Annotated in this window: 21 protein-coding genes; 8 read left to right on the top strand and 13 right to left on the bottom strand. The window is 74.6% G+C overall.

What is annotated here, in order from left to right:
* Positions 1 to 102: 102 nt before the first annotated feature.
* From ACIPK4_RS22880 to ACIPK4_RS22865, 4 genes are all read left to right on the top strand, one after another.
* Positions 103 to 1491 carry an amidohydrolase family protein gene (locus tag ACIPK4_RS22880; protein WP_402315785.1) on the top strand — a complete coding sequence of 463 codons (1389 nt, stop codon included), beginning with the start codon at positions 103 to 105 and terminating at the stop codon, positions 1489 to 1491.
* 64 nt (positions 1492 to 1555) lie between these two features.
* Positions 1556 to 1900, top strand: a complete 345-nt coding sequence (locus tag ACIPK4_RS22875) for a hypothetical protein (protein ID WP_402315385.1) — start codon at positions 1556 to 1558, stop codon at positions 1898 to 1900.
* A gap of 4 nt (positions 1901 to 1904) precedes the next feature.
* Complete coding sequence (locus tag ACIPK4_RS22870; RefSeq protein ID WP_402315383.1) at positions 1905 to 4607, top strand: caspase family protein; 2703 nt, start codon at positions 1905 to 1907, stop codon at positions 4605 to 4607.
* Positions 4608 to 4609: 2 nt separating this feature from the next.
* Complete coding sequence (locus tag ACIPK4_RS22865) at positions 4610 to 6067, top strand: extracellular solute-binding protein (protein ID WP_402315381.1); 1458 nt, start codon at positions 4610 to 4612, stop codon at positions 6065 to 6067.
* A 16-nt stretch (positions 6068 to 6083) separates the two neighbouring features.
* On the opposite strand, the gene ACIPK4_RS22860 is transcribed toward ACIPK4_RS22865, so the two are convergent.
* The 8 genes from ACIPK4_RS22860 to ACIPK4_RS22825 all read right to left on the bottom strand — a co-directional run bounded on the left by ACIPK4_RS22860 (position 6084) and on the right by ACIPK4_RS22825 (position 14283).
* The gene (locus tag ACIPK4_RS22860) at positions 6084 to 6530 is read right to left on the bottom strand and encodes a hypothetical protein (RefSeq protein ID WP_402315379.1); all 447 of its coding nucleotides are present in this window, start codon (positions 6528 to 6530) and stop codon (positions 6084 to 6086) included.
* Positions 6531 to 6811: 281 nt separating this feature from the next.
* Positions 6812 to 7594 (bottom strand): crotonase/enoyl-CoA hydratase family protein, encoded by a 783-nt coding sequence (locus ACIPK4_RS22855; RefSeq protein WP_402315378.1) that lies wholly within the window; start codon positions 7592 to 7594, stop codon positions 6812 to 6814.
* Between the two features lie 83 nt (positions 7595 to 7677).
* A complete protein-coding gene (locus tag ACIPK4_RS22850) occupies positions 7678 to 8043 on the bottom strand; it encodes a hypothetical protein (protein ID WP_402315376.1) in 366 nt (121 codons plus the stop codon).
* 75 nt (positions 8044 to 8118) lie between these two features.
* Positions 8119 to 8730, bottom strand: a complete 612-nt coding sequence (locus ACIPK4_RS22845) for a GPP34 family phosphoprotein (protein WP_402315374.1) — start codon at positions 8728 to 8730, stop codon at positions 8119 to 8121.
* A gap of 189 nt (positions 8731 to 8919) precedes the next feature.
* Entirely contained in the window at positions 8920 to 9162 is a 243-nt protein-coding gene (locus ACIPK4_RS22840) for a type B 50S ribosomal protein L31 (RefSeq protein ID WP_054221103.1), read from the bottom strand.
* A gap of 70 nt (positions 9163 to 9232) precedes the next feature.
* Positions 9233 to 9397, bottom strand: a complete 165-nt coding sequence (rpmG, locus tag ACIPK4_RS22835; RefSeq protein WP_054221102.1) for a 50S ribosomal protein L33 — start codon at positions 9395 to 9397, stop codon at positions 9233 to 9235.
* Positions 9398 to 9544: 147 nt separating this feature from the next.
* Positions 9545 to 11458, bottom strand: a complete 1914-nt coding sequence (locus tag ACIPK4_RS22830) for a hypothetical protein (protein WP_402315372.1) — start codon at positions 11456 to 11458, stop codon at positions 9545 to 9547.
* Positions 11437 to 14283 (bottom strand): hypothetical protein, encoded by a 2847-nt coding sequence (locus ACIPK4_RS22825; protein WP_402315370.1) that lies wholly within the window; start codon positions 14281 to 14283, stop codon positions 11437 to 11439. Before ACIPK4_RS22825 ends, ACIPK4_RS22830 begins: the two co-directional genes overlap by 22 nt.
* A gap of 162 nt (positions 14284 to 14445) precedes the next feature.
* Between ACIPK4_RS22825 and ACIPK4_RS22820 the strand changes: the two genes are divergently transcribed.
* Positions 14446 to 15261, top strand: coding sequence for a class I SAM-dependent methyltransferase (locus tag ACIPK4_RS22820; RefSeq protein WP_402315368.1), 816 nt, complete (start codon positions 14446 to 14448; stop codon positions 15259 to 15261).
* A gap of 63 nt (positions 15262 to 15324) precedes the next feature.
* Here the strand turns inward: ACIPK4_RS22820 and ACIPK4_RS22815 are convergent, their stop codons facing one another.
* The 5 genes from ACIPK4_RS22815 to ACIPK4_RS22795 all read right to left on the bottom strand — a co-directional run bounded on the left by ACIPK4_RS22815 (position 15325) and on the right by ACIPK4_RS22795 (position 23025).
* A complete protein-coding gene (locus ACIPK4_RS22815; protein WP_402315366.1) occupies positions 15325 to 17214 on the bottom strand; it encodes an ATP-binding cassette domain-containing protein in 1890 nt (629 codons plus the stop codon).
* Positions 17215 to 17605: 391 nt separating this feature from the next.
* Positions 17606 to 18175 carry a hypothetical protein gene (locus ACIPK4_RS22810; protein WP_402315364.1) on the bottom strand — a complete coding sequence of 190 codons (570 nt, stop codon included), beginning with the start codon at positions 18173 to 18175 and terminating at the stop codon, positions 17606 to 17608.
* Positions 18176 to 18318: 143 nt separating this feature from the next.
* The gene (locus ACIPK4_RS22805; protein WP_402315362.1) at positions 18319 to 19107 is read right to left on the bottom strand and encodes a maleylpyruvate isomerase family mycothiol-dependent enzyme; all 789 of its coding nucleotides are present in this window, start codon (positions 19105 to 19107) and stop codon (positions 18319 to 18321) included.
* 114 nt (positions 19108 to 19221) lie between these two features.
* Positions 19222 to 22323, bottom strand: a complete 3102-nt coding sequence (locus ACIPK4_RS22800) for a M48 family metalloprotease (RefSeq protein ID WP_402315360.1) — start codon at positions 22321 to 22323, stop codon at positions 19222 to 19224.
* Positions 22324 to 22398: 75 nt separating this feature from the next.
* Positions 22399 to 23025 carry a hypothetical protein gene (locus ACIPK4_RS22795; RefSeq protein ID WP_402315358.1) on the bottom strand — a complete coding sequence of 209 codons (627 nt, stop codon included), beginning with the start codon at positions 23023 to 23025 and terminating at the stop codon, positions 22399 to 22401.
* Between the two features lie 216 nt (positions 23026 to 23241).
* On the opposite strand from ACIPK4_RS22795, the gene ACIPK4_RS22790 reads away from it, so the two are divergent.
* The 3 genes from ACIPK4_RS22790 to ACIPK4_RS22780 all read left to right on the top strand — a co-directional run bounded on the left by ACIPK4_RS22790 (position 23242) and on the right by ACIPK4_RS22780 (position 25852).
* Positions 23242 to 23634 (top strand): hypothetical protein, encoded by a 393-nt coding sequence (locus ACIPK4_RS22790; RefSeq protein ID WP_402315356.1) that lies wholly within the window; start codon positions 23242 to 23244, stop codon positions 23632 to 23634.
* A gap of 134 nt (positions 23635 to 23768) precedes the next feature.
* Positions 23769 to 24650, top strand: a complete 882-nt coding sequence (locus ACIPK4_RS22785) for an alpha/beta fold hydrolase (RefSeq protein WP_402315355.1) — start codon at positions 23769 to 23771, stop codon at positions 24648 to 24650.
* Positions 24651 to 24784: 134 nt separating this feature from the next.
* Positions 24785 to 25852, top strand: a complete 1068-nt coding sequence (locus ACIPK4_RS22780) for an MBL fold metallo-hydrolase (RefSeq protein WP_402315353.1) — start codon at positions 24785 to 24787, stop codon at positions 25850 to 25852.
* Positions 25853 to 25956 lie beyond the last annotated feature (104 nt).

Raw genomic sequence — 25956 nt, 5'->3', positions numbered from 1 at the left:
CGCTGGTGGCGCACAGCGAGGGATGCCCGCCGGCAGCCACCGCCCGCTCCCCAGCATCGGAAAGAAGACTCCGTGACCCCCGCGACCCCCGTGACCTCCTCCGTGACCCTTCACGACACCACCAGTGCCGCCGCCCTCGACCGGATCCGCCGCCGGCCCGCCGACCGGCGGCGCATCCTGTTCACCGGCGCCACCCTCGTCACCATGGACCCCGGCCTCGGCACCGTCGACCGCGGCGACCTCCTCGTCGAGGGCGACACGATCGCCGCCGTCGGCCACGGCCTCGACGCGGCCGACGCCGTGACCATCGATGCCACCGGCACGATCCTCACCCCCGGCTTCGTCGACACCCACCGGCACGCCTGGCAGGCTCAGCTGCGCCGGATCATGCCGGACGTCGACGACCTCGGCGGCTACGTCATGGCCACCCTGGCCGGCCATGCCACCGTCTACCGGCCCGAGGACATGTACACCGGCACCCGGCTGGCCGCCCTGACCGCGATCGACAGCGGCATCACGACGATGCTCGACTTCTCCCACAACTCCCGCACCCGCGAGCACTCCGACGCCGCGATCCGGGCCCTCCTCGACACCGGGATCCGCGGGGTGCACGCCTCCATGGGCCCGCACTTTGGCGACTGGGACCGGCAGTGGCCCGCAGATCTGACCCGCCTGCGCAGCGAGTACTTCAGCAGCGACGACCAGCTGCTGACCCTGCGCCTGGCGGCCCTCGCCACCGACGAGATCGCCGGTCCCGCGCTCGCCTACGGCCCCGGACTCGCCCGTACCGCCGCGGACCTGGACATCGGGGTGAGCGTCGACGCCGTCTTCGGCGCCGCCTCCTCGGAGGCCGTGCTGCGCTGGGCGAAGGACGGCCTCCTCGGCCCCGGCGTCACCCTCATCCACTCCACCGGTCTCACCCCTGACGCATGGCGCGCCATGGGGGAGACCGGCACGACCGTGGCCCTCGCCCCCACCTCCGACGCGCAGATCGGCCTTGAGACCGCGGTTCCCGCCGTCGACGAGGCATTGTCCGCGGGCATCCGCCCGGGTCTGAGCATCGACGTCGAGGTGGCCCTGGCCGGCGACATGTTCACGCAGATGCGGACACTGCACGCCCTCCAGCGGATGCGTGCCGTCAACTCCGCCTACGGCAGCGGCCGGGAGCCCTCCCGCATCACCACCCGCGACGTCCTGGACTTCGCCACCCTCCAGGGCGCGCACACCAACGGACTCGCCGCCGTCACCGGCTCGCTCACCCCCGGCAAGAAGGCCGACCTGCTGGTCGTCCAGGCCGAGGACCTGAACAACATGCCGCTCAACGACCCGATCGGCACGGTCGTACTGGGCTGCGACGCACGCAACATCAGCACCGTCCTGATCAACGGCGAGCCCCGCAAATGGAACGGACAGGTCCTGGACGTCGACCTGCCCGCGCTGCGTCGCGAGGTCCACGCCTCGCGCGCGTACGTACTGGGGTCCCGCCCCTGACCGAGGTCTGCCCCTGCGGCCAACCCGCGTGTCATCATGTCCAGTTGTGGCTGAGGGGGAGGCTATGGCGAATACCGCGATCCGCGTGCGCCTGATGCAGGGTGCGAGCGAGGGTGACATCGGGGCGCTGAAGGCGTGGCTCGAACGGGAGCAGAAACTGGAGGCGCTCAGGAACAGCGGCAGGCTGGAGATCCACGAACGCGCGGGGGCGGAGGACGGGCCGGCCAACCCGATGGGCGCCGGGATGGACATCATGCTGGTCCTGATCGGAGCGGGTGCCCCCCGCCTGTTCGACGAGGTGTTCGAGCAGGTGAAGAGCGGTGTCCGCGCCTGGCGGGAGAACCGCCGCGCCGTGGAACGGGGTGAACCCCCAGAGGTCGACGTCACGCCGGGCGGCGACGGGAGATAGCCCGGTGGTGCGCTTCGACCCGCGCGGGAAAGCGAACCGGGCACTGCTCGTCGGAGTCCCCGAGTACGACTTCAAACAGCCCGAACACCCCTTCGGGGTGCCGGGTGACCTTCCGGCGGTCGAACACAACCTCGCCGGACTGGAACGGGCGCTCCGCGCCGGCGGGTTCTTCACACGGGACGGGATCACCGTCGCCCGGCCGCGCACCGTGGACGAGTTCGACCGGCACCTGGACACGGCCGTGGAGGAGGCCGACGGGCTGCTCCTGCTCTACTTCTCCGGTCACGGCGCGGTCCCCAGTACGGGGGACGAGCTGTGGATGCTGATGCGGCGCGCGACGATCGTGCCGGGCACCGAGTCCGTGTTCCGCGGAGCCGTGCCCTGGAAGAGCGTCCTCACGGTGCTGTCCCGCGCCAGGGCGGAGCAGGTGGTCGTCATCCTCGACTGCTGCTACGCGGGCAACGCGTCGGCGGCATGGGACGCGCTCGGCGCCGCCCAGCGGCAGCGGACCTCCCTGCTGATGGGCGTCCAGGCCAACAACCGCGTCGACGCGGGCGACGGCGACACCCCGACCCCGTTCACCGGCCGGCTCGTGCGCTTCCTGCACGACGGCCTCCCCGGTCACGGCGGAGAGGTCGGCTTCGGCGACCTGGCCGACGGGCTCAGGGCCCACATGTCCGCGCACCACGTGACACTGCGCGAGCCACCCGAGCCGTGGGAGCCGCAGAGCCGCGCGGCCACCTCGGGCGCCGACGTCCTGCTCGCAGTCCCACCGGCCCGCTCGCCGCAGGCGCCCCCGCCGCGGCCTCCGGCAGAACCGTCCGTGGCCGGCGGCCGGCGGACCTCGGCGCAATCGGCGGGTGCCCCGGGCGGCGCCCGGGCCCCCGGAGGCCGCGGTCCCGGACGAAGGGGCGACGGGCGCGGACGGCTCGGGTCCGTTCCCCTCACCGGCCGCAGGCTCGCGGTCGCCCTCGGCGTGCCCGTGGCACTCGCCGGCCTCGTCGTCACCGGCCTCACCGTCCTCGACGAGGGGGACCGGGCCGCCTGCAGGCCGCCGCTCGAACTCCGGCTGCTCACCGACCCCGACCTCGAACCCACCCTGCGCAAGGCGGCGGACACGTACCTCGCATCAGACGCGAACCGGACGGGAGACGGGTGCCGGCGCAGCGGCATCACCGTCTACAGCGCCGGAGCCGCGGCCACCGCCGCCGCGTTCCAGCACCAGTCCGACCCGTGGCAGCGGCCGACGGGCGACGAGGACAACCCCCAGCGCGACATCGGGCCCCAGCCGGACATCTGGATCCCGGCCTCGTTCGCGAGCGTGAACAGGGCCCGCCCCAGCTCCGCCGAGCGGGCCTACGCCACGCTGGAGGCCGATCCCGAACCGTTCGCGTACTCCCCGGTCGTGCTCGCCGTACCGCAGAAGCCGGGGGCACGGGCGGACGACCGGGTGGGCAGCCTCGCCGCGTTGACGCAGGCGCTCAGGAAGCGCGAGACGGGTGCCGAGGTACGGCGCACCGACCCGGAGAACACCGACGCGGGCCTGCTCGCGACGATGGGCCTGTACGGGCCGGGAGCGCCGGACCCGGCCGGCGCCGAACGCGAGGTGGCCCAGGCCGGGCCGCCCTCGCGCACCGGCGCGGACCTGCTGTGCACCCTGCCCGACGACGACGCCGCGGACGAGCGCACCACCGCCCTGGTGCCGGAGTTCCTGCTCAAGACCGCGGTGGGCTGCGACAGTACGACGCGGGCGCGGCGGATCGCCGAGTACCCCGTCGACGTCCCGGGGCTCACCCCGACGTTCGTGCGGGTGCGCTGGCTGAGCGCCGACCGCGACCGGACCGAGCGGGACAACGCCGTGGAGGGCTTCCGCACATGGCTGACCGGCAGGGATGCGGCCGGGAAGGATGCGGCCGGCAAGACGGGGGCGAAGCCGGCCGCGTCAGGATCCGCGGCACCCGGCGGGCTCGCCGTGCTGGGACAGGACGGCTTCCGGAGCGCGACGGGCGGCCACCGGCTCCTGGGGACCGGCGACTTCGGGGCCCTGGCGGACCCCGGCCAGCTCACCGACACCGTGGTCCCGTCCGAGATGACCAAGGTGCTCAAGGGCTACCGGGACGCCAACGGCCCGGGCCGGGTCCTCTTCCTCCTCGACTCGTCGGGCTCCATGGGCAGTCTGTGGGAAGGCCCGGGCGGCGCGCCCGGCATCATCGGCCAGTCCCTCGCCGGCCTCGGTGACCGGGACGAATACGGGGTCTGGGGCGTTGCCTCCGAGCCGGGCAGCCCGCGCGCGTACGGGGAGCTGCTGGCGTTCGGGAGGCACCCGCGCAAGGAGGCCCAGGCGGCCATCGGCGCTTCCGCCCAGGTCAAGGACCTGGAAGCCGATCCCTACCGAGCACTGGCCGCGGCCCTGGAGTTCATGGGGCAGCGCGGCACCGACGACCACCGGCCGCAACTGATCGTCTACCTGACGGACGACGAGGACAACGGCCGGCTGACCGAGGGCAACCGGCTCGCCGATCTCCTCGGGTCGGCGCAGCTGAAGAGGACACCGGTGGTCATGGCGTCCCTGGACAGCGGCGGCTGCGACAAGGGCAGACCCGACGCGGTCCTCTCCGAGGCGAGCGGCGGCCGCTGTCTGGACACCAAGAGCGATCTCGTCGCCCGCCTGCGGGACGAGGTCGCCAGGACCGGAACGGGGGAGTGAGGATGAGGCACGGCCCAGGCCGCCCCGGCGTTCCCGGCCGTCGCGTACGGCTTCGCGCGTCCGCGCTGCTCCTCGCCCTGCTCCTCGCGGCGGGATGCGACGCCGGTGGACGGGGCGGGACGGGCGGACCCGGCGCCGGCCCGTCCGGCGCCTCGACCGCCCTCGACGTCCCCGGGGAGATCGTGCTGGCCAGCGGCCGGGACGTGACCGGCAAGGGCGGCATCCGCCAGCAGCTCATCGAGGAGTGGAACAACCGGCAGCGGAACAAGGGCTCCGGAAACCACGCCCGCCTCGTCGAGCTGCCCGGCTCGGCGGACCAGCAGCGCAGCCAGCTGCTCGGCGCGCTGCAGTCCGGCAGCGCCGAGTACGACGTGGTCAACCTCGACGTCACCTGGGTGCCGGAGTTCGCCGCCGCGGGGCTCGTCCAGCAGCTCCCCGCCCAGCTCGTCGACTCCGACGTCATCCCGTCCGTGGCCGCGACGGCCCGCTGGGGGGACCGGCTGTACGCCGTCCCGTTCAACAGCGACGTCGGCCTGCTCTTCTACCGCCGCGACTACCTCACGGCCGCCGGCGTCACCAACCCGGACCTGGGCAAGGACACGGGCTGGCCCACCGTCCAGCACCTGATCGAAGCCCTCGGCGCCGCGGGCAAGAAGCTGCCCGACACGTACGAGAAGGGCTGGACCGCCCAGCTCGACGCGTCGTACGAGGGCCTCACCGTGAACGGCATCGAGGCCTTCGCCTCCGCCGCCGACGGGAAGTTCGCCCTCACCGACGAGAAGGGCCGCTACGCCGGTTCCGTGGACGATCTGAAGGCCGGACTGGACGAGCTGCGCAACCGCACTCAGGCCGCCTACACCCTGCCGGACGCCGTCCACTCCGACGAGGCGGACACGCTGACCGACTTCGCGGGCGGCCGCACCGGTTTCGTGCGGCACTGGCCGTACGCGTACCGCACGCTCCACCAGTCGCTGTCGCCGGAGAAGCTCGGCGTGGCCCCGCTCCCGGGCAAAGCGGTACTGGGCGGGCAGAACCTGGCCCTCGCCCGGGGTTCGCAGCACACCGGCGCAGCCCGGGACCTCATCGAGTTCCTGACCAGCAGGGAGAACGAACGCTGCCTGCTGGACGCGGGGTTCGCGGCCACGCGGCTCTCCGCGTACGAGGACAACAGCGTGATCTGCACGGCGGCGAAGCCACCCGGTCAGGCCGGCGCGTCCCCGGCGGGCGAGCGCACCGACCGGATGCCGCGGGACCCCTCAGGCCGACCCGACTACGCCCGCGGCACCCTGCTCCCCGCCCTGGAGAACGCCGTCCAGCGGCCGCGCACCCCCTTCTACGGTGCCTTCAGTCAGACGTTCACGGCCCAACTGGCCCGGCTCCAGGGGGACAAGCCGCCGTCCGACGGGCAGCTCGCCACGGAATTGGACGCGCAGCTGAGACGGGCCCTGCCGCAGGGCTGACCCGGCGTGCCGGGCGTCAGGCCACCCGTCCGTGGTCGGGCTCCCGGTGCATGCCCGTGCACAGTGCCCAGATGATGAAGATGTTGACGGCGACCAGCACCGTGGCCCAGAGCGGGTAGTACGGGATCGACAGGAAGTTGGCGAGGGCGCCCAGTCCTGCGACGAAGACGCCGAAGTAGCGCGCCCACAGGGCTCCGCCGAGCACGGCGCAGCCGGCCAGGACGATGAGGATGCCCACGATGAGGTGGATCCAGCCCCAGCCGGTCAGGTTGAACTCGAACACGTAGTGGCGGGTCGTGAGGAACAGGTCGTCCTTGGCGATGGCCGCGATGCCTTCGAAGACCGCCATCGCGCCACCGAAGATCATCAGCGCTGCCGCGAGGGCAGTGGTTCCGGAAACGGGCCCGTGCGTCGGGCTCGGACCGCTGTGAGCCGATGTGGATCGGGCGGCGTCACTGGCCATGTCGGCCTCCTTGGCTAGGCGCGGGGCATCCGGTCGGCCGACGGGGCCGGGCCGGCGCGATCCCCCACCTCAGCGTGGCACGGAGGCACCCCCTCGGCATTCCGGAGCCGCCGTGCCGCGTCGGGGAGCCCGCACAGCGGGGTCAGGAATCCCTGACACGGTGTCCCGGTTCCCTGACACCCGATGCGCCTGCGGGACCCGTCGGGGCAGGGTCGTGGTCCCCGTCGCGGCAGGCCGCGGCCCGGGAGCCGGCGCGGGACGCCCGGCCGGATGCGGCACGCTCACTCCCCGAACGCCCCGTGCCGTCCCGCGCCGGAGGCGAACCGGCCCGCCCCCGCCCGAGTTTCGCCGGCCGTGAGCGGCACCAGGCCGTGCCGGTACTCGCCGGCCAGCGCCTCGGCCTCGTCCAGACCGTGCTGTTCCAGGACGGACAGCCGGTCGTGGCGAAGGCACAATTGCGGGAACGCGGCGATCTTTCGGGCCAGCGCCTCCGCGGCGGGGCGGGACTGTCCCGGAGCCACGACACGGTTGGCGAGGCCGATCGCGTGCGCCTCGGCGGCCGGGACCGGGCGCCCCGTCAGGATCAGGTCCATGGCCCGGCTCTCGCCGATCAGCCGGGGCAGCCGGACCGTACCGCCGTCGATCAGCGGCACGCCCCAGCGCCGGCAGAACACCCCGAACACGGCGTCCTCCTCCACGACCCGCAGATCGCACCAGAGCGCCAGTTCCAGGCCCCCGGCCACCGCGTGCCCCGCGACGGCCGCGATCACCGGCTTGCCCAGACGCATCCGGGTCGGCCCCATGGGCCCGTCCCCCGAGGCGATCACCCGGTTGCCGCGCTCGGTGCCGATGGCCTTGAGATCGGCCCCGGAGCAGAAGGTCCCGCCCTCGCCCCACAGGACGGCGACGGCCGCGTCCTCGTCGGCCTCGAACCGGCGGAAGGCCTGCGCGAGCAGCGCCGCCGTCGGACCGTCCACGGCGTTGCGGACACCGGGTCTGCTGAGGATCACCGTGAACACCGGGCCGTCGCGCTCCACCCGTACCGAGGCCTGCTCGTCCGCCACCGCGCACCCCTCCCGCTCGCCGGTCTCCCGTGTGGGCCGGTCTCCCCCGGGGGAGGGTAGCCCTCGTCCGCCCCCGCGTGGTCTCAGTGGCCGGCGTGGCTGTCGTCCGTGAGGGGACCGTAGTGGTACGCGAGCTCCCGCCAGGTCAGCGCGCCCCCGGGCTGTTCCTCCTGCCCGGGGCGGTTGAACCGCGCCATCCGCCACGCGCCGCGGTTCGGGCCGTCAGCGAGCCGTGTCCATGCGTCGAGGTCTGCGTCGAGGACCCGGGTGGGACCGTCCTCACCGGGGTCGGCATCGTCGATGGGGGACCAGTGGCGCAGGTCGGGGCGCTCCGACAGCCGTTCTTCGTAGGCGGCGGCCCGGGCCATGAAGTCACGGCCGCCGGCCGGGGCACGCTTGACGCGCTCCAGGTCGTAGGCGGTGGCGAGGCTGGTAAGCGTGTGGCGCATGTGACCAGCCTAGAAGCTCGCGTCCCGCTCCGGGAGCCGGTCCGGCGATTTGCGGGCGGAGATCGACGCCGGGGCTCACGGGCCCCGCCAGACGTTGGCGAACGCCGCCTTCTCGATGGACCGCCGCTGGCGTACGGCTTCCAGTTCCATCACCGCGTCGTTGACGATGGCCAGTACGGTGATCACGGCCTCGTCGTCGAGTCCGGGCTCCTGCTCCTCCTCCGCGGACCCGCTCTCCAGGCCCACGCTGGCAGCGAGGGCGGCGAGCACGGGCTCGTCCGCCTCCCGGCGGCTCAAGGCCCTGCGGCGAGCGGCCGAATCGGCCACTTCCACACGCTCGGCCCCGAACAGCGACCGGCCGCCCCGCCCCTGCGTCAGTTCGCCGTCCGCCTCCAGGCCGGCCTGGTAGGCCGCGGAGAGGTCACGTCCCCTGCGCCACAGCCAGTCCTCGACCCGCTCGTACGGCACCTGCCGGGTCAGCGCCGCCGAGGCGTCGCCCAGCAGGCTGTCGTCCAGCGCGGGTTCCCCGGCCGGAACGATGCTGTCCCCGTCCAGGGTGACGGCCCGCGCTCCGATGAGGTCGATCAACTCGGCCCCGGCGAGTGCGAGCGACAGGTCACCCTGCCCCACGGGACGGTCCGGTGGTGCATCCATGGCGATGATGAACAGGTCCTTCGCCGTGGTCATGAACGGCTCCCCTCGAAGTCGTCGGCCGTGGGACGGCTGTGCCCGGCGGCGCGCCCGCCGGCCGAATCGGCCTCCCGTACCTGGAGTTCAAGTATCGCTCCCGCCCCGGCGAACGGGCCGCCGTCGCGGCCGGTGGCCCGCAGACGAAAACCGGCCCGGCCCCGCGGGATGCGGGTCCGGGCCGTGCGTTCAGTGCCCGTAGCGGCGGTGGAAACGCTCCACCCGGCCCTCGGTGTCCGTGATCCGGGCGGTCCCCGTGTACAGCGGGTGGCTCGCCGACGAGATCTCGACATCGACCAGCGGGTAGGTCCGGCCGTCCTCCCACTCGATGGTCTTCGACGTGCGCGCGGTCGACCGCGTCAGGAACGCGGCGTCGGCGGCGCGGTCGCGGAAGACGACGGGGCGGGATTCGGGGTGGATACGGTGCTTCATGCGGTGTCCTTCCTCCTGCGTGAGTGCCGTGCGGGGGTGACGGGTGTGCGCCGGGGGACGCCGGTACGCGTCAGCGTTCCTCGCGGAAGTCGACGTGCCGGCCGGCCAGCGCGTCGTACTTGCGCAGGACGAGCCGCTCGGGGTCGTTCCGGGTGTTCTTGCGCGTCGTATAGGTGGTGCCGGTCCCGGCCGTCGACTTCAGCCGGACGACCGGGCGGACGGTGTTGCGTGCCACGTGCTGCTCCTCTCGGCGGCACTCGCGCGATCCTTGACTCGCGCATGCCAGCCGGATGGTGTAACAGCAGCCCGGTTCGCCTCATTCCCGCCCGCCACCCCCTCCTCCTGGCGCCACCCTGTGCGGCCGGCCGTGCGCGCCGCGTCGTCACGGGCGGTGCTCCCGCTCCCAGGCCGCCGTGAACATCTCGTGCAGCGGCGCCACCGGCAGGACCCGCCCGAACGGGCTGAGGATCTGGTTGCGCCACAGCGGGCGCACCGCGTGCGGGGCCAGCTTCACGGTCTCCAGGGGCAGGTGCGGGGTCTTGAGCTCCGTCCACTCCCCGGGGAGGAAGAGCGTCCGCCCCGCCCGCGCCCGCTTGGCCTCGACCACCCTGCCCGTGCCGAGCAGCTCCGTGCGCGCCTGCGTGTGCTGCCCGGCCGACCAGCCGTTCCACCGCCGTACGTTGCGGTCGGTGGGTGCGGCCAGCGTCGCCAGCTGGAGGTACAGGGCCGCCGCGTCCGCGCCGACCCCCAGCTCCCGAGCCACCTGCCCGACCAGCTCCGGGCATGACCGCCGCGGATCCGCCTCGTACGCCCCGGCCGGCACGGCCCCGGACGCGGCCCGGTGCATCATGCGTTCCAGTCCGCCGCCCGGCAGCAGCGGCGCGATCCGGTCCAGTGCCTCGTTCAGGCCGCCGGCCTCCCGCACCCGCCGCCAGACCTCCGGGCCCGCCACCGCCGCGGGCCTCAGGAACGCGGCGCCGCCGGGCGCGCAGACCACCAGCGCGCCGCAGTCGTACGCGGTCACCTGCCGCGCCGTCCCCTCCTTGCGGCGGTCCGCCGCCACCGGCAGCCGCCCGGGCCCGAACCGCTCCGCCAGCCGTTCCGCAGTGCCCTCGACCCGCGCGCCGGGCAGCTCCACCAGCAGCTCCGGACGATCGAGCTCGGCCCGCAGCCGCTCGTACAGCGCCATCGCGCCGGCCACCGCCGGATCACCCACAGGCCGGTCCGTCCACGCCCACACCAGCGCGCTCGCGATCTGCCGGAGCGAGAGGCCCACCGGGGTCCGGTACGGCAGCTCGGCTCCGGCCGGCGGCACCGCCCGGACCTCCACGCCGACCCCGTTCGGTGTCGCCGCCAGCTCCCAGCCGGCCGCCTCCACGGTCGCGTCCGCAGCGGCCCCGTACCCGCCGGCGAGCCGCCGCGCCCACACCTCGGGGAGGTCCAGCTCGGCCTCCAGCGCGTCGGCCGCCTCGTCGTGCACGGCGGGCAGCACGCCCAGACGCTCCCGCCACACCCCGGCCATGCGCTCCACGGCCGCCTCGATACCGCCGGGCCGCCACAGCTCGGCGGGGTCCTCGGGCATCCCCGCTGCCAGGACGGCGCGCCGGCCCGGGCCGCCGAGCCGTGCGCGCAGCCGCTCGTACGATGCGGCCGTCATCGGTGTGGCCTTGTACGGGGCCTTGCGGACGAGCGCCCGCTCCTCGTCGCGGTCGGGCAGGCCGACCAGCCCGGACACCACGAGCCGGGCCACCGACCTGCGCATCCCCGTCAGTTCGGCGAAGCGTCCGGCCGCCGACTCCGGCACCGGGACCGGTCCGTGCTCCTCGACCGCCGCGATCAGGGCCCGTATCCGGGCGGCGTCGTCCCGCTCCACCCGTACCGGCCGGGCCTGCGGGACCGCCGCCGGCACCGGGTCGTGCTCCGCCTCCCCGGCGGCGGCCGTCACGAACCAGCACTCCGAACCACCGGCCCGGACCGGCCAGGACGCCGCCGCGATCCCGTCCGCACGCAACCCGGCCAGGACCTCGGCGGACGCGCGGCCCACCCACCACCGGCCGCCCGCACGGGCGAACGGCTGGTCGGCCCAGGCGTCCAGCAGCGCCAGCAGAGCGGCCCGCGCCCCGTCCGGCGTCGGCGCCACCGCCGCCCGCCAGGCGACCGCATCGATCGCGCCCAACAGCTGCGACCAGTCGCGTGGCGGCGCCGGCGGCGACAGCCTGCGCACCTCCTCCACGATGGTTCCCGCCAGGCAGGCTCCGTCGCAGACCAGTGCGCTCAACGTCGCGGGCAGGCCCACGTCGGGGCTGCCGCGCCCGGGGGCGTCGTCCCCGGGGGAGCCAGGCCGAACAGCGCGGGCATCAGTTCGGCGTCGGGCGCGGTCCGGCGGGGCAGGGCCGGGGGCGCCTGCGCGAGCAGGGTGACCCGCCGGTGCAGGGCGAGCCTGCGCTCCTCCACCCGGGCGGCCCGCTCGGCCGCCGCCGCGACGGCCTCGGCCAGCACCGGGTCAGCGACCTGCGGCAACTCCCGGGCCACGGCGGTGCGCAGCGTACCGGCGTCGCCGGACAAGGCCGCCGACAGCAGTGCCTGCGCCGTCTCCCGGTCCACGGCCCGCAGCTCCCGCGACCCGGCCGCGTCCCGGGTCCGCAGCAGGTACCAGAACGCCGGGGGCAGCGCCACGCCGCCGGAGGCGGTGACCCGGCGGGCCGGGGTCACCCGCGGATGCCGGGGGGAGTGGTGCCCGTCCATCTCCCACAGCAGCGAGCCGTCGGCGGTGTACGCGCGCACGCCCGTCCGGGTCTGCGACTCGGCCAGGACCACGTCCTCGACCGCACCTTCCGGCGCCGCCCACAGGCCCCACGGCTCCTGCCCGGGCCGGTCGATGTCGAACCGGGCCGAGCGCCCGTCGATGCTCTCCACCAGGTAGTGGTCCGGCGCGTGGTCGCGGTGCCGGGTGCGGAACAGCACCCGGGTCCCCACCAGGCCGTCCCGGCTGCCCAGCGGCGACCCCACCAGACCGGCGGGCAGCGGCGCCAGCTGCAGGGCCTCCGAGGCCAGCGACATGCCCACCTCGGACGGTTCCGAGGCCGGATCGGCGCTCGGGGGCCGGCCCGGGAAATCGGGCAGCGCCACCGCGCCCCGCGGCTCCCCGGTGACCGGGTCCACCACCTCCCACGGCCGCCGTCCGAACACGGCGTTGGTCCAGATCCGCGTACCGTCGCCGAGCTGCAGCTCGTCCCGGTCGATGCCCTCCGTCCCGCCCGGGCGCAGCACCCGCCGGCCGCCGTGCCGGCCGCCCCCGTCGGCGGTCTCGAACTGGAATCCGTACGCCCCGTCCAGACTGCCCCCGAAGGGCACCAGGCCACCCGGTTCGTCCGGCGTGAACGGCTCCGACGGGTCGTCCGCCCACACGGCCGTGTCGCAGTGGTACGGGCTCGGCCTGAGCGTCCAGCTCACCAGGAAGGACCCGCCCACGTAGTGGACCGCGTACATGGTCGCCCCGTCGGGCACCGTGAACCGGCAGGAACCCCGCACCCCGTCCGGGCCCACGGCGACCGCCCGGTCCCGTCCGAACACCGTCAGCACCGGCCAGGTGGTGGTCACCCCCGCCACCCCCGGCAGCAGCCCGTCCGCCGCCCCCGGGCCGGCCTCCGCCGCGAACCCGGCGTACACCGACTCCAGCGCCGGCCAGACCAGTTCCTCGGGCAGCCCGGCCGCCAGCGAGCGCCGCAGCGCGCCGCCCGCCCCGGCCCCGGCCAGGGCGTCGGCGATCCCGTCGAGCGCCGTCACCGTCGGCCGGTCCAGCACGGTCGCCAGCTCGGCCACGGCCTCCTCGGCCCCGGCCATGCCCCCGCCGGCGACGGTGTCGACGAGCTTGCCCACCCGTACGGCCACTTCGTGGGCGATGCCCTCGTTGCCCGGCAGCAGCGTCACCGCCGACCCGGCCCGGCGCCGGGCCGGACCCCACTTCGGCAGCAGGTCCGCATGGACGGTGCCCTCCAGCCGGGGGCCGAACACCGGGTCGGCGGCCAGGGCGGCCAGGTCCCGCCGGGACCGCTCGCCCCAGAACCGCATCCGGGTCTCCGGCCCCGGGTCGACGACGGGGACCCCGGCCGCCAGGCAGGCGTCCAGCACGTCCGCGTCGAAGCCCTGGTAGTGGTGACGCGTGGTGTGCACGGCCACCGCCGCGCCGCCCGCCCGCAGCCGCGGCCCCAGCCGGCCGATCAGGTCCAGGAATTCCGCCGGCAGCGGCTGCCGAGCCACCCCGCCCCCGGACTGCGCCGCGTACTGGTACATGCGGACGAAGTTCCCGACCCACCCGTGCAGTCCGCCCTCCGGCACCACCCGGCCGGCCTCCATCGCCTCCGCCGCACCGCAGGCGATCAGCATCCGCAGCCAGGCCCCGCCGTCGGTCACCCCGTCCGGGAAGACCTCCACCAGCCCCGCCGCGGTCGCATTCGTCGGCGGACAGGCCGCCAGGAGCCGGGCCGCGGCATCCAGCAGCGCGTCCGGCACCGACTTCCCCCGCGTGACCGACAGGATCGCGCCGACCAGTCGGGCGGCCTCCGCGTCCCCGGACCCGGCCGCCTTCGCGGAGGCCCGTACCCGGCGCACCAGATCGGCCGGCAGGTCCGCCGACGATCCCGCCCACGCGGTCAGGAACGCCTCCAGGGCCGAGTGCGCGGCAGCCGGTTCCAGCGTCTCGGCGAGGAACCGCTGGTGTGCCCCGAACTCCTTGGCCGGCATGGCCCCGCCCGCCGCGAACAACAGGGCGTTCGCCATGCGGTATCCGGGGTCGACCGGCAGCCCGTGCTCGGCCTCGGCCGCCCTCGCCGACGCGTACGCCCGCCCGCCGGGCCGGCTCCCGTGGCCGATCAACCGGTGGCCCACGGTGTCCCAGAACCACGGCAGGTGCGCCGGCGGCAGCCGCCGGGCCCGCGCCGCCATCGTGTCCACGAACCGGCCCGGCTTGTCCCGGGACCGGCCGAGCTCGGTGCGCATGTCCTCGATCAGGACGCGCGCGGTCCCGGCCGCAGCCGGGTCGTGCGCGGCGACCCAGTCGGCGTACGTGGTCGAGGCGTGCGCGCCGGCGGAGGGCAGCAGGGTGTCCAGCGAGACGATCATGTCCGGGATCGTCGCACGTCCCACTGACACCGCGCCGGGGCGGGCGGACCGCCGAAGTCCGCTCCCGCCCGCGGGACATCGCCGCGTCCGGGGTGGCGGGCCCCTGCCGTGGTGGCCGAATCCGGGGTCGTGGGACGGCGCCCGTGCGGCGATGATGGCCCGATGCACATACGGGGGGAAACACGACGGGTGCCGTACGCGGCACCACCGAAGGCCCTGCCGGAGGGCAGCGCCGAGGGCCGGGCGTACACCGTCTCGGCCGAGTTCTACGACCTGCTGCACGCCAGGTCCTACCACCGGCACGCCCTCGCGCTCACCGGTCCGGCGGCCGCGGCGCGCGTGGGGATCGTCGAGGTCGGGGCGGGGACCGGGCTGGTCACCGACGTGCTGATCGGCGCTTCGTGCGTACCGGTCCACGCGGTCGAGCCGGCGGCGGCGATGCGCGCCGTCCTGCTCTCGCGGCTGCACCCGCCCGCCGGGGGCTTCGTCGGGGACCGGGTGACCGTGCACCCCTGTTCCGCCGCGGAGCTGTCGCTCACCGGCCAGGCCGATCTGGCGGTCTGCCTGCGGATGGCCTCCTGCCTGCCGCCGCACGAGCGGCGGGGGCTGTGGCGCGCGCTGGCCGACCTGTTGGTGCCGGGCGGCCTGCTCTTCCTGGACCGCCCGCCGGCCCGGCTCCCGGTCCGGCCGACCAGGCGCTCGCTGGGCGAGGTACGGCTCGGCATGGACACCTACCGGGGGCAGGTCACCGCCCGCGCCGAGCACGACCGCATCCGCTGCGACTACGCCTACCTGGTGTGCCGTCAGGGCCGGGTCGTGCGCAGGGCCCAGGAATCCTTCCTGCTGTGGCCGCTCACCCGGCAGGCGCTCGGCGCGGAACTCGCCGGCGCGGGCCTCGTCCTGGAGGGCGAGCTGCCGCCGGACCTGCTCCGCGTACGGCGGCCCATCCCGGCGGCCGCCCCGCACCGCACGCCCTGAGGGGACGGGGCGCAACGCCGCGCGACCGCGCGCATCGCGCCACGTCCCCGGCGTCACACCGCCCTACCGGTCCTGGGAGAGCCGCACGAGCTCGGCGAACGAACCGCCCAGCCGCACGAGTTCCTCATAGGTTCCCTGCTCGGTGATCCGTCCGGCGTCGAGGACGACGATCCGGTCGGCCAGCCGGCAGTTCTCCATGCGGTGGGTGACGATCACCGTGATCCGGTCGTCCTTCATGTCCCGCAGCCCGGAGAAGACCATGTGCTCGCCCCGCGGGTCCATCGCCGAGGTGGGCTCGTCCATGACCAGGAGCGCGGGCCGCCGGTGGAAGGCCCGCCCGCAGGCCAGGCGCTGCCACTGGCCGCCGGACGGCTCGTGGCCGCCCCACAGGGAGCGGGCCAGCAGGGTGTCCAGGCCGTTGGGGAACTCCTCGACGGCCTCCTTCATGCCCACGGCGGCCAGGGCCTCCCAGACGGCCTCCTCGCCGCGCGCATCGGGCTGGCCGAGGGTGATGTTCTCGCGGGTCGAGAAGGGCCAGTACCCGTACGACTGGGTGACCAGCCCGACGTGGGTCCAGGCCGAACGCTGGTCGGCATCGGAGGTCGGCACACCGTCCCAGGTGACGCTGCCCGCAGTCGGGGCCGTCAGCGCCGTCAGGAGCCGGATGAACGTGGACTTGCCGGCGCCGTTCTCCCCGACGAGCGCGACGACCTCCCCGCGGTTCAGGGTGAGGTCGACGGGGCCGAGCGCCGGGGTGTCCTTGCCGGGGTAGGTGTACGAGGCCCCCTCCATCCGGATCTTCTGCGGAGCCTCCAGCACCTGGGCCCCGCGCGGTACGGACAGTTCGGCGGACTCCGCGATGAAGGCGGCGTAGTCGCCGAGGTAGAGCGCGTGCTGGAACATGGCCGCCCCGTACACGACGAGCTGCGACAGGGCCGCGGTGGACGTCCGCATGGCGACGATGGCGGTGCCGGCCGCGCCCACGGCCATGTAACCGCCGACCACCAGCGCGCCCAGGGACAGCCAGGTCAGGGCGATGAACAGGCCCGACACGGCGGCCGCGGTCAAATACACCGCCAGGTACCGGGGGGCGGAGCCGACCATCTTGGAGTCGATCCGCCTGCAGACCGCCGCGTACCAGTGGTGGGCGTAGGCGCGCATGCTGTTGCCGCGGAGCTCGTCGGCGAGCTTGGGGGTCGTGAGGTGCCAGCGCATCATGTGGCGGATGTTGCGCGAGGCGATCGTCTCGTTGTGGAGGCGGTAGTCGAGACGGGCGGCGAAGACCGAGCCGAGGCCCCGGGGGATCACCGACAGCAGCAGGAGCGGCAGGAGCAGCGGGTGCACCAGGGACAGCACCGACGCCACGGCGACCATGTCGATCAGGCCGCCGGTGAATCCGAGCGCATCCTGCAGCAGCATGGCGGAACGGGCCGATCCCGTCTCCGCCCCCTCGGAGCGCTCGGTGAAGTCGGGGGCGTCGTAGGCGGCCAGTTCGACGTCCATGTGGGCGTCGACCATGGCCAGGTCGGCGATCGTGGACATGCCCGGGTTCAGCCGCCGGGCGGCACTGCCGGCGGCGATGGACGCCAGTGCCCCCAAGGCCGTCATGGTCGCCGCGGCGACCAGGGGCCAGGTGGCCCCGGCGATGCGCTGTTCGGGACTGCCGTCGGCGAGGAGCGGGCCCATGGCCCTGGAGACCGCGGCGAGGCCGGCGGCGGTGCACACCCCGCCGAGGAGCTGGGCGCACACCAGCCAGAGGAATGCGGTGTGGTTCACCGCCCAGGCCAGCCGGGCGGTCTGCGCGAGGGCGGCGGGCACGCGACGGGCCATCTGCCCGAGCGAGAGCCGCTCCATGGTCTTGTTGTGCTGGCCCCAGGTGTACGTGAACTCCGGTGGCGCGGGCAGAGCGGTGTCCTCGGACTTCCCGGCCTGCCCGGCTTGGCTCTGGGTCATGCTGCGGCTCCTCCAACTCGGCTGTGAGGGAACCCGGTTCACCCGGAGCGCGGCACGGCGGCGCAGCCCCCGCCCGTGGTCGGGGGAGGCGCCTTCGAGTCGTCCGGGGAACTGGAGGGAGTGAGTACACAGCAGCACGCAGGACGGAGCAGCCGGATCTGGCCGACCTCCCGAGGAGCCCGGCGCGGCCCTCGCAGCTGATCGTTCCGCGCTCCGCCCGCAGGACCGGAGTTCCGGGCGGGGAGCTTTGGCCGGAACCGGTGGGTGGGAGTGGGACGTGGCGGAAATCGCTTGCGGACGCGGCGGTGGCGTCCCGGCGGAATGGTCCCGGCCCGTCCCCGGCCCGCCGAGGGCGGGGCCGGGCTGTACGGGTCGGGGGAGCGGGCCGGGGCTATACGGGCCGGGGGAGCGGGCCGTCGTCGATGCCCAGGTCGGTGCGCATCACGGCGCGGAGTACCTGCCCGCGGTCCCAGAGTTCCTGCAGCCCGTCGTGTATCTCCTGGAAGGAGCCGCCCGGCACCGGCCGGCCCTCCTCCAGCCGCATCGTCCGTCCGTACAGTTCGGACAGCGCCGTGGTCATGGTGTCCAGCTCGTCCATCACGGCGGTGGAGGCGATCATCTGCGCCTCCGCGAAGGCCGCGTGGTGGGCGTGCCGCGCGGCCTCCATCGCCTGCCGGCCCTCCGCGGTGACCTCGCCCTTGTGCACGAGCCACAGGTAGTTCATCAGCTCGACCCGGTGGCGGCGGTACGCGGCGTTCGCCGCCACGTAACAGTCGCGGCGCCGGTCCTCCTCGGCGATCCGCCGCTCGTGCAACCGCTGCGCGTGGTCCGTCCGTTGCTGGCGTTCGAACTGCTCGGCCTGGGCGCGGGCCGTCAGCCGCTGGGACAGCACGGGCGCGAGGAGCGTGCCGATCACGCCGACGGTCGCCGCGGCCAACGCGATCAGAGCCGTACCCACCATGCCTCCCGGGAATGCGGGACCGTCCCGCTGCGGCACGTGGCCGATCAGGACCAATGTAACGGCCCGTGACCCCGGGCCGGTTGGCGGAGCCCGGCCCGTGCGGGGCCGCCCGCCGGGCGGCGACGGGAGTTCGACGACAGGCCCTAGAAGGCCGAGTGGGCGAACCAGTGGTCGAGCAGCTCCCGGTCCCCGAGCAGCTGGAAGGTGCCGCTCGCGTGGTCCCGGCGCCCGTACAGGAGCAGGAGGAGCTCAGCGGACGGTCCCCGGACCGTGGCGTCCGCCGGCCGGTCCTCGGTTCCGTCGGCCACGAGTGCGAAACCGTCGGGGCGCAGCCCGATCAGCCAGTCGGCGCTGCCGGGACCGTCGCCCTCGCCCTCGACGTCCGTGCAGTGGAAGCGAATGCTCCGGTGCTCGGGGGTCCGCAACCGGGCGGTCAGCGGCGCGAAGGGGGAGGCGTACGGCAGGTTGGTGAGGAACTCGTCGATGCCGTCGACCGCCAGGGCGCGGTCGATGTGCGGTGCGATCCCGAGCGCGAGCTCCGCGTCGGCCCGGTGCACGAGGGTTTCGAAGAGCATGCGGCGGACCCAGAACCGGGCGTGCTGGTCGACGCCCCAGGCCCACATCGGTGCGTCCAGGTCGGTGGCGGCGAACACCTCGGCGGCCTCGGCGGCGCTCTCCGTCAGCCAGTCCGGGAACCTGTCGGCGTGTTCGGGCAGCCGCAGGTCCACCTCGCGGCTGGTCGGCGGCTGCTGGATGCGTCGGCGCAGCAGCTCGCTGAACCAGCGGTGGACGCTCCCGACGTGCTGCGTGAGGTCGGCCAGGGTCCAGCCCGGTGTGGTCGGCACCGGAGTGGAGAGGTCCGCCGCCTTGACCGTGGCGACGAATGCTGCGGCCTCGGCCGCGACGGCCGCTCCGTGCTGGGCGGGGTTCATGGCTGGCTGTGCCCTTCCACTGGTGGTGCTTCCTCGGGCGGCGAGGATGGTTGAGGTGTTAGATGGTTGAAGTCCTTAAGTAATTGCGAAGGTAATGTGCGGCGCCGGGGCCTGTCAACCCGCCGCCGGCCCGGCCCGGTCCTGCCCGGTTCGCTCGCAGGCCGTCCCCTGCGCGGACGCCCGGACCGTGCCCCGGCGGCCGTCGGCGCGCAGCACCGCGTCGACCCGGGCGTTGACGGACGCGGTGCAGCGGCCGGCCGCGACCAGCTCACGCAGCGCGCTCAACAGGGCGTTCTGGTCGTGCGCGCTCAGGGCGGCCGTACACCGCGGACCGCCCTGGGCGGCGTGGACGGCGACGGAGTGCCAGTCGGCCTGGGTCTCGCGGTCGGGGACCCGGAACCAGACCGTCTCGTACAGTCCGGCCCGTCCCCATTGCTCGCACACCGGCCGCAACTGCCGGTCCAGCGTGCCCCAGGAGCCGCCCTGGGCCGTCCGGAGGGCGGTGGTCAGCTGGTCGGAGAGCGCGAAGAGCCGGTCGAGGACGGTGTCACCGCCCAGGCCGTACCAGGCGTTCACCTGTCGTGCCCGCGTCGCGGCGGACACGGGTGCCTCGGGTACTGCGGCCAGTTGTGCCGTCGAGTTCTGGGCAGCGGCGACGTCGACGGTGAACGTGAGGGCGGGCATCCGGGAGACGTCGGCCGTGCCGCTGAGCCCCAGGGCCGCCGCACACAGCACACCGGCGGCGACGCGCCGGCCGCGGGAGCCCCGCCCCGGGGCGTGGGCGGCCGCCTCGCCCGGCCGGGCCGGCCGGACCCGGCGCAGGGCGGCGGCGGCCGCCGCGCCGATGCCCGCCAGGAAGGTGGCGAGCACGGTGGCGAGGACGAGGGCGACGTTCAGCACGTAGAGGTACGGGAACAGCCGCAGCTTCCAGGCCGGCCGCCAGGAGCAGCTGTCCTGGAGCACGGCGAGGGGCCCCGCGCAGCCGTCGAGGGAGGCGAGGACGGCCACGCCGAGGAACCCGAGCAGGACCGTGCTCTGGGCCGCGATCAGGCCCCCCAGCAGCCGGAACCGGCCGGTCCGCCATCCGGCCACGAGGGCGGCGAGCCCCGCGGGTGCGGCCAGGGCCAGCAGGGTCCCGGCCGTGTACCGCAGCGCGTACAGACCGCCCCGGTCCCCGGGGACGGGCCGGCCGGTGTGCAGGTAGGCCTGCAGCCCCGCGAACGCGACGCAGGCCACCACCGCGCCCAGCACGCCCGGCAGCAGCACCCGCCGGAGCGGCGGCACGACACCTTCACCCGCAGCGACCGCGGGGGCCGGTACGAGGTCGCCGGCCGGCGCCGGGTCCAGGGACGTTCCGGCGCTCCGGCGGTCCGGCCGCTCACTCGCCGGGCCCTCGACGCCAGGGGCCGGTACAAGGTCACCGGCCGGCGCCGGGTCCGCGGACGCCCCGGTGCTGCGGCGGCCCGGCCGCTCCTTCGCCGGGCCGGCCGCCCAGGCGATCAGCGGCACCACCCACAGCAGGGTGAGCGCGAGGGGGATCAGGAAGACGGCAGTGATGCTGCCCAGCAGCGGCAGCACCGTCGCGATCCCCGGCACCCGCCCCGGGTCGTCCCCCGGGGTGGCCGTGGGGAACCAGGCGTAGACCCACTGGGCCACCCCGGCCGCACGCGCCGTGAACCCGCTCGCGTACAGGATCCCCATCAGGTGCCACCAGGCGAGCCACAGCCCGAGCGCGGGAACGACGGCGCCCAGACTGACCAGCAGGGCGGGCCCCAGGCTCCGGCCGCGCCGGGTGCGGGTCCACAGGTGTGCGCACTGCGTCAGCCACCACCCGTAGGCCAGCCCGACGGCCACGGGCAGCAGCAGGATCTGCGGACGTTGCGGCACCCACACCCCGCTCCCGCCCGAACTGGTGAGGACCGTTCCGGCGGCTATGCCCGCTCCCAGCCACCCTCCCGCCCACAGGCCCGAGGGCACTCGGGCCCCGGTCAGCACGGCGTACGCGACCGTCCGCCAGAGCGAGACGCCGGCGATCGCGGTGACCAGGGCGGCGGACAGCAGCGTGATCGCCTGGGTGATCCCGATCGTCGCCAGGTTGTAGGGCGTCAGGTAGTACAGCAGGTGCTGGTCGACGAGCACGACCGTGGCGCCGGTGAGGAAGAACGCCGCGGCGGGGGTGCGGAACAGCGGCGCCGGGTCGCTCAGCGCGCTCCGGCGCAGGCTCCACTGCGGGTGGGTGCGCAACAGCGCGAGGACCGGGGCGAGGACGAAGGTGAGGGCACGCGCCCGCGGGACCGGGCCGGCGGCGCCCTGCGGCACCCCACCGGCCCAGCCGCCCGGGTCGGCGCCCCAGCGCAGCGCGGTCAGGTCGGCGTGGACCTCACGGCTGCGCAGGACGTCCGAGCGGGCGAGGTGGACCAGCGTGACCGTGAACGCGGCGAGCAGCATCGGCCGGTCCAATACCGGCATCCGGCCGTCAGCGAGGACCCCGTGGACGACGTGACCCTCCCAGAGCAGGTAGGGCAGCAGCACGAGGGCCAGGAAGACCCGCCACAGCGTGATGGTGGCGTAGGTGAGGGTGATGTCCCCGTTGGCCACGTGGGCGAGTTCGTGCAGCAGCACCGCACGGAATCGGGCGGGGTCGCGGTGCCGGTCGACGAGCAGGCCTCCCTGCAGGCAGACGACCGGGCGGCCGGTGCGGCCGAACACCACCGCGCCGGATCCGCCGGCAGCCGGATCGACGACCACCCGGGGCACCGTCGCGATGCCGGTGGTGCCCGCCAGCTCGGCGACGAGAGCCTCCACTTCACCGTCGGGGTCGACGGCCGCCAGCGGCACCACCCGGCCGGCCCGGGCCTTCCAGCGGGGCAGGAGCAGGAAGAGCAGCACGGCCGACGCGGTGAGCAGGAGGGGCCAGCCCACGAGCTGCCACCAAGGAGGCGGGGGTTCCCACACGGACTGGCAGAGCCGGTAGGCGACGGCCTGGCCGACGGTGCGGGCGGACTGCGTCCACGACGGATCGGACGGGTCGGCTCCGGCGGCGAGTTCGCAGCCGGACCGGTCGCCGTCGGCCAGACCGAGGACGACGGTCAGCATCATGGAACCGCTGGCGGCCAGGAGCAGGAACAGCAGCGTCACGAAGCGCACGCTCGTGCCCGCACCCAGCACACGTTCGTCGATCCGGGCCGAGGCGGATGCGGAGGCGGACCGGGGCACGGACCCGGGCTCGGGCCCGGGCGGCAGTCCCGGCCGGGGATCCCGCCGTGCCCCGCTGACGGCCATGGGGACCGTCTATCCCTGGCCGGCGGACGCCGTGCCCGGGGCCGCAGCGGCACCGCCCTCCCGGCTCCCGCCCCGGTCGGGGGCTGCGGGGACGGCCGGGGGCTCGGACGCCTCCTCCCCCTCCTCCTCGCCCTCTCCGGGTGCGTCGGCCAGCGCCAGCCGGGCCACCACGGTGTCCGCGATCACCTCGGCCCGGCCGGCGGAGAGCCCGCGCTGCACGGACGCCGCGCGGACGAGGGCCCGTACCCCGGCCAGTTGTTCGCGGGTCAGCGGCGGCACGGTGACCGGTGCGGCCGGACGGCGCAGCAGCCGCCGCAGCGCAGTGGTGACGCGGGCGCCGGTGCGGTCCAGCGCGGCGTTCACCATCCGCTGACCGACCTGGTCCAGTACCAGCCACACCACCGGGGTCACGAGCACCGCGACCTCGCCGGCGCCGAATCCCAGCGGCTCGCGCCGCCGGCCCCGGCCGCGCAGCCGTCGTACCACCGTCGCGTCGTCGAACCGCCGCAGAGCGGCCAGCAGCGGCAACTCCTCCGGTGCCAGCTCGCTCACGGCCGAATGCACCAGATCACGTACGAGCGCGTGGCCGGTTCCTGCGGTCGTGCCGTCGCCGGAGGCGTCCGTTCCCGCTGCCATCACGTCCCCCTCGGGTCTGCCACGGACCCCGGCCCACCCGGGACCGCCCACTGTGACACGGCGGATGACGGTCCGACAGGGGCCCTCGGGAGCCCGGCGCGGGACCTCCGAAGCCGTCGGGGCGGCGGGGGAGCGCGGCCGACGCGGATAATGGCACCGCGCCCGGCTGCCCGTGCGAGCAGCCCGTACCGATCCGAGAGATGAAGAGCAGAGCCCATGACGCTGAAGGAAGGCCAGCGGGTGAAGCTGGCCGCGGACACCAGACTGACCGACTGGGCTGCGATGACGCAGGACTCCCCGAACGGTCCGGGGGCCGTGGCCGGGTCCCTGCTGCTGGCGGCGGGCATCGAGGGCACCGTCGAGCGCGTGGTGGAGCACGAGCACCAGAGCCAGGGGGCGCGCGAGTACGAACGGCTCGCGTCGCTGCTCGACGCGTTCGGCCGGGACATGCCCCCGGGGAGCAGGAAACAGCTCGAAGAGCAGATCAGCTCGCTGGAACCGGAGTGGACCGCCTATCAGGAGCAGAGGCGGCGCGTCACCGTCCGCGTACGCTTCGACATCGGGTTCATCCTCGACGAGGCGCAGGAGGACGTCTTCACGGCCGCCTGACCGGGGCGTCGGCCGCTCCCGAGGCCCGTGGACCGGCGTCCGGGGACGCGACCGGCCCGGGCGGCGGCGGGCGTTCATCTTGTCGCAAGCCCCCGGGTGGGTTATAGGTTGATCATGGCGAGGAGTGTGGACGGGTGTCCGAGCGCGTGATCGACGCCGGTGGTGTCCGGTTGTGCACCGAGTCCTTCGGGGAGCGGTCGGCGCCACCGATCCTGCTCGTCATGGGCACCGGGGCTTCGATGCTCTGGTGGGAGGAGGGATTCTGCCGGATGCTCGCGGAGGGCGGACGGTTCGTGATCCGCTACGACCACCGCGACACCGGCCGGTCTGTCACCTACGGGGCCGGGCGCCCTGGATACACCGGCGCCGACCTGGTGGAGGAAGCCGTCGCCGTGCTCGACGCCCACGGCATCCGGGCCGCACACGTGGTGGGCGTCTCGGCCGGAGGGGCGCTGGCGCAGCTGGCCGCTCTGCGCCACCCCGACCGGGTCCTGTCCCTCGTCCTGATCAGCACGTCCCCCGCCGTGCGCGGCGACCGCGAACTGCCCCCACCGACCGCCGAGTTCACGAGCTTCGTGGCGTCCGCCCAGGCCGACTGGTCGCAGACCGCCTCGGTGGTCGATCACCTGGTCGACTACGCGCGTGTCCTCGCGGGAGGCCGCCGCCCGTTCGACGAGGCCGCCGTCCGGGACCTCGTCCGTCGGGACGTCGAACGCGCGGACGACTTCGCCGCCGTCCGAAACCACGACGTGCTCCCGGACGGCGAGCCGTCGCGAGCTCCGGTGTCGTCGATCGCCGTACCCACGCTGGTGATCCACGGAACGGCCGACCCGATGTTCCCGCTCGGGCACGGACAGGCGCTCGCCGAGGAGATCCCCGCCGCGCGGTTGCTGCTGTTGGAAGACGCGGGCCACGGCCTCGACCGGGCCGACTGGACGACGGTGGTCCACGCGGTCCTCGCGCACACGGCCGCCCCCGGACAGGGCGGGAACCCCGGGGCGGTGACGCGGCGATGAGCCGCCCCACGGCGGGCTGACCGGCACCCGTACGCGCCCTGCGGTGCCGTGCCTGCTCCCGAGGACACCGTGGCGGGTGGGGCGTAGGCTCGGCGGCAGGTGAGTCGGATCCCGACGAGACCGCGGGAGGTTCCATGACCGCGCTCGGTGACCTCATCGAGATCGACGACCGGACGGTGCTGGTCCTGGGTCAGGAGCTGGACGTCGAGCACGGCAGGCCGGACGTCGCCAACGCCCTCGTACACCGGGTCGCCGACACCGTGGTGTTCGTCGACACGGGCGTCACGACGGTGTTCCGCGCGGCACTGCGCGCGGCGGCCGACCGCGTGGGGCCGTGGTCCAGGGCGCTGCTGCTGACCACGCACGGCCACGTGGACCACGTCGGCAACAACGATGTGGCCGACGAGCTGGGTGTGCCCGTGGAGCACTACGTCCCCGCGCGTGACGTCGAGCAGATGCGCGATCCGCAGGCGTACTGGGTGCGGGCCTTCGAGGGCATCGCCGCTCTGGGGGCGCTGCCCGCGCCGCCCGCTCCCGCCGCCCGCAAGCTGATGTCCCTGTTCCACCCGATGCGGCCCTTCGGCGCGACGACCCGCACCTACGAGGAGCTGCCGCTGGAGCGGGTTCGGATCGGTTCCGTCCGGTTCACCGGCTGGACCTTCGCCGACGGCGCGGTCCGCGTGCTCCGCAGCCAGGGTCACTGCGCCGGGCACGTGATCGTGTACCTGAGCGACTGCCGCGTCCTCCACCTGTCCGACGAGGGCAACGGAGCCTGCGGGGCCATGGCCGACGCCGACCAGCTCAAGATCCAGTCCGTGCTCGGCGCCGTCGCCCGCCTCTTCGAGGAGGAACAGGCGGCACTCCTCACCGACGGTCACACCTTCGCCCTGCGCAGTGGCTCCGAGGCGGTGTCCTTCCTGGACGGCCTCGTGGACCAGGCCACTGCCCTCCAGACGGCGGCGCTCCGACTGGCCGGGGAGAGCGGGCAGGTCCGGCCCGGCGCGTTCGCTCCCCGGTACGCGGAGGCCTTCGCCGCCGTGGGGGCCGGCGGAGCCAACCCCAATGCCATGTTCGCCGCCATGATGGCGGTCAACCAGCTGCGGGAACTCGGACTCCGGCCGGAGTCCGCCGCCGTCGACGCGCCGTGGGGCCGGCCCACGCGCACGAACCCGGCTCCGGACGCCCCGGCATTCCCGGCATGACCGTTCCCGGCATGACCCGGCCGGGGGGGCGGGCCCGGCATCCGGGCCCTCCTGGGTCTCGGCTGCGGTGGCCGTGTCCGTCGGGCGGCGCGACGATGAGAGCA

The organism is Streptomyces sp. NPDC086989, from assembly GCF_044745505.1.
Taxonomy (GTDB): domain Bacteria; phylum Actinomycetota; class Actinomycetes; order Streptomycetales; family Streptomycetaceae; genus Streptomyces.
This window is presented reverse-complemented; position numbering and strand designations above follow the sequence as displayed.

What these genes read in the sequence shown, in the direction of transcription:
- ACIPK4_RS22875 (WP_402315385.1), top strand. Translation starts at nt 1,556, where the DNA reads ATGGCGAATACCGCGATCCGCGTGCGCCTGATGCAGGGTGCGAGCGAG.
- ACIPK4_RS22865 (WP_402315381.1), top strand. Translation starts at nt 4,610, where the DNA reads ATGAGGCACGGCCCAGGCCGCCCCGGCGTTCCCGGCCGTCGCGTACGG.
- ACIPK4_RS22860 (WP_402315379.1), bottom strand. Translation starts at nt 6,530, where the DNA reads ATGGCCAGTGACGCCGCCCGATCCACATCGGCTCACAGCGGTCCGAGC.
- ACIPK4_RS22850 (WP_402315376.1), bottom strand. Translation starts at nt 8,043, where the DNA reads ATGCGCCACACGCTTACCAGCCTCGCCACCGCCTACGACCTGGAGCGC.
- ACIPK4_RS22845 (WP_402315374.1), bottom strand. Translation starts at nt 8,730, where the DNA reads ATGACCACGGCGAAGGACCTGTTCATCATCGCCATGGATGCACCACCG.
- ACIPK4_RS22840 (WP_054221103.1), bottom strand. Translation starts at nt 9,162, where the DNA reads ATGAAGCACCGTATCCACCCCGAATCCCGCCCCGTCGTCTTCCGCGAC.
- ACIPK4_RS22825 (WP_402315370.1), bottom strand. Translation starts at nt 14,283, where the DNA reads ATGATCGTCTCGCTGGACACCCTGCTGCCCTCCGCCGGCGCGCACGCC.
- ACIPK4_RS22820 (WP_402315368.1), top strand. Translation starts at nt 14,446, where the DNA reads ATGCACATACGGGGGGAAACACGACGGGTGCCGTACGCGGCACCACCG.
- ACIPK4_RS22815 (WP_402315366.1), bottom strand. Translation starts at nt 17,214, where the DNA reads ATGACCCAGAGCCAAGCCGGGCAGGCCGGGAAGTCCGAGGACACCGCT.
- ACIPK4_RS22810 (WP_402315364.1), bottom strand. Translation starts at nt 18,175, where the DNA reads ATGGTGGGTACGGCTCTGATCGCGTTGGCCGCGGCGACCGTCGGCGTG.
- ACIPK4_RS22805 (WP_402315362.1), bottom strand. Translation starts at nt 19,107, where the DNA reads ATGAACCCCGCCCAGCACGGAGCGGCCGTCGCGGCCGAGGCCGCAGCA.
- ACIPK4_RS22795 (WP_402315358.1), bottom strand. Translation starts at nt 23,025, where the DNA reads ATGGCAGCGGGAACGGACGCCTCCGGCGACGGCACGACCGCAGGAACC.
- ACIPK4_RS22790 (WP_402315356.1), top strand. Translation starts at nt 23,242, where the DNA reads ATGACGCTGAAGGAAGGCCAGCGGGTGAAGCTGGCCGCGGACACCAGA.
- ACIPK4_RS22780 (WP_402315353.1), top strand. Translation starts at nt 24,785, where the DNA reads ATGACCGCGCTCGGTGACCTCATCGAGATCGACGACCGGACGGTGCTG.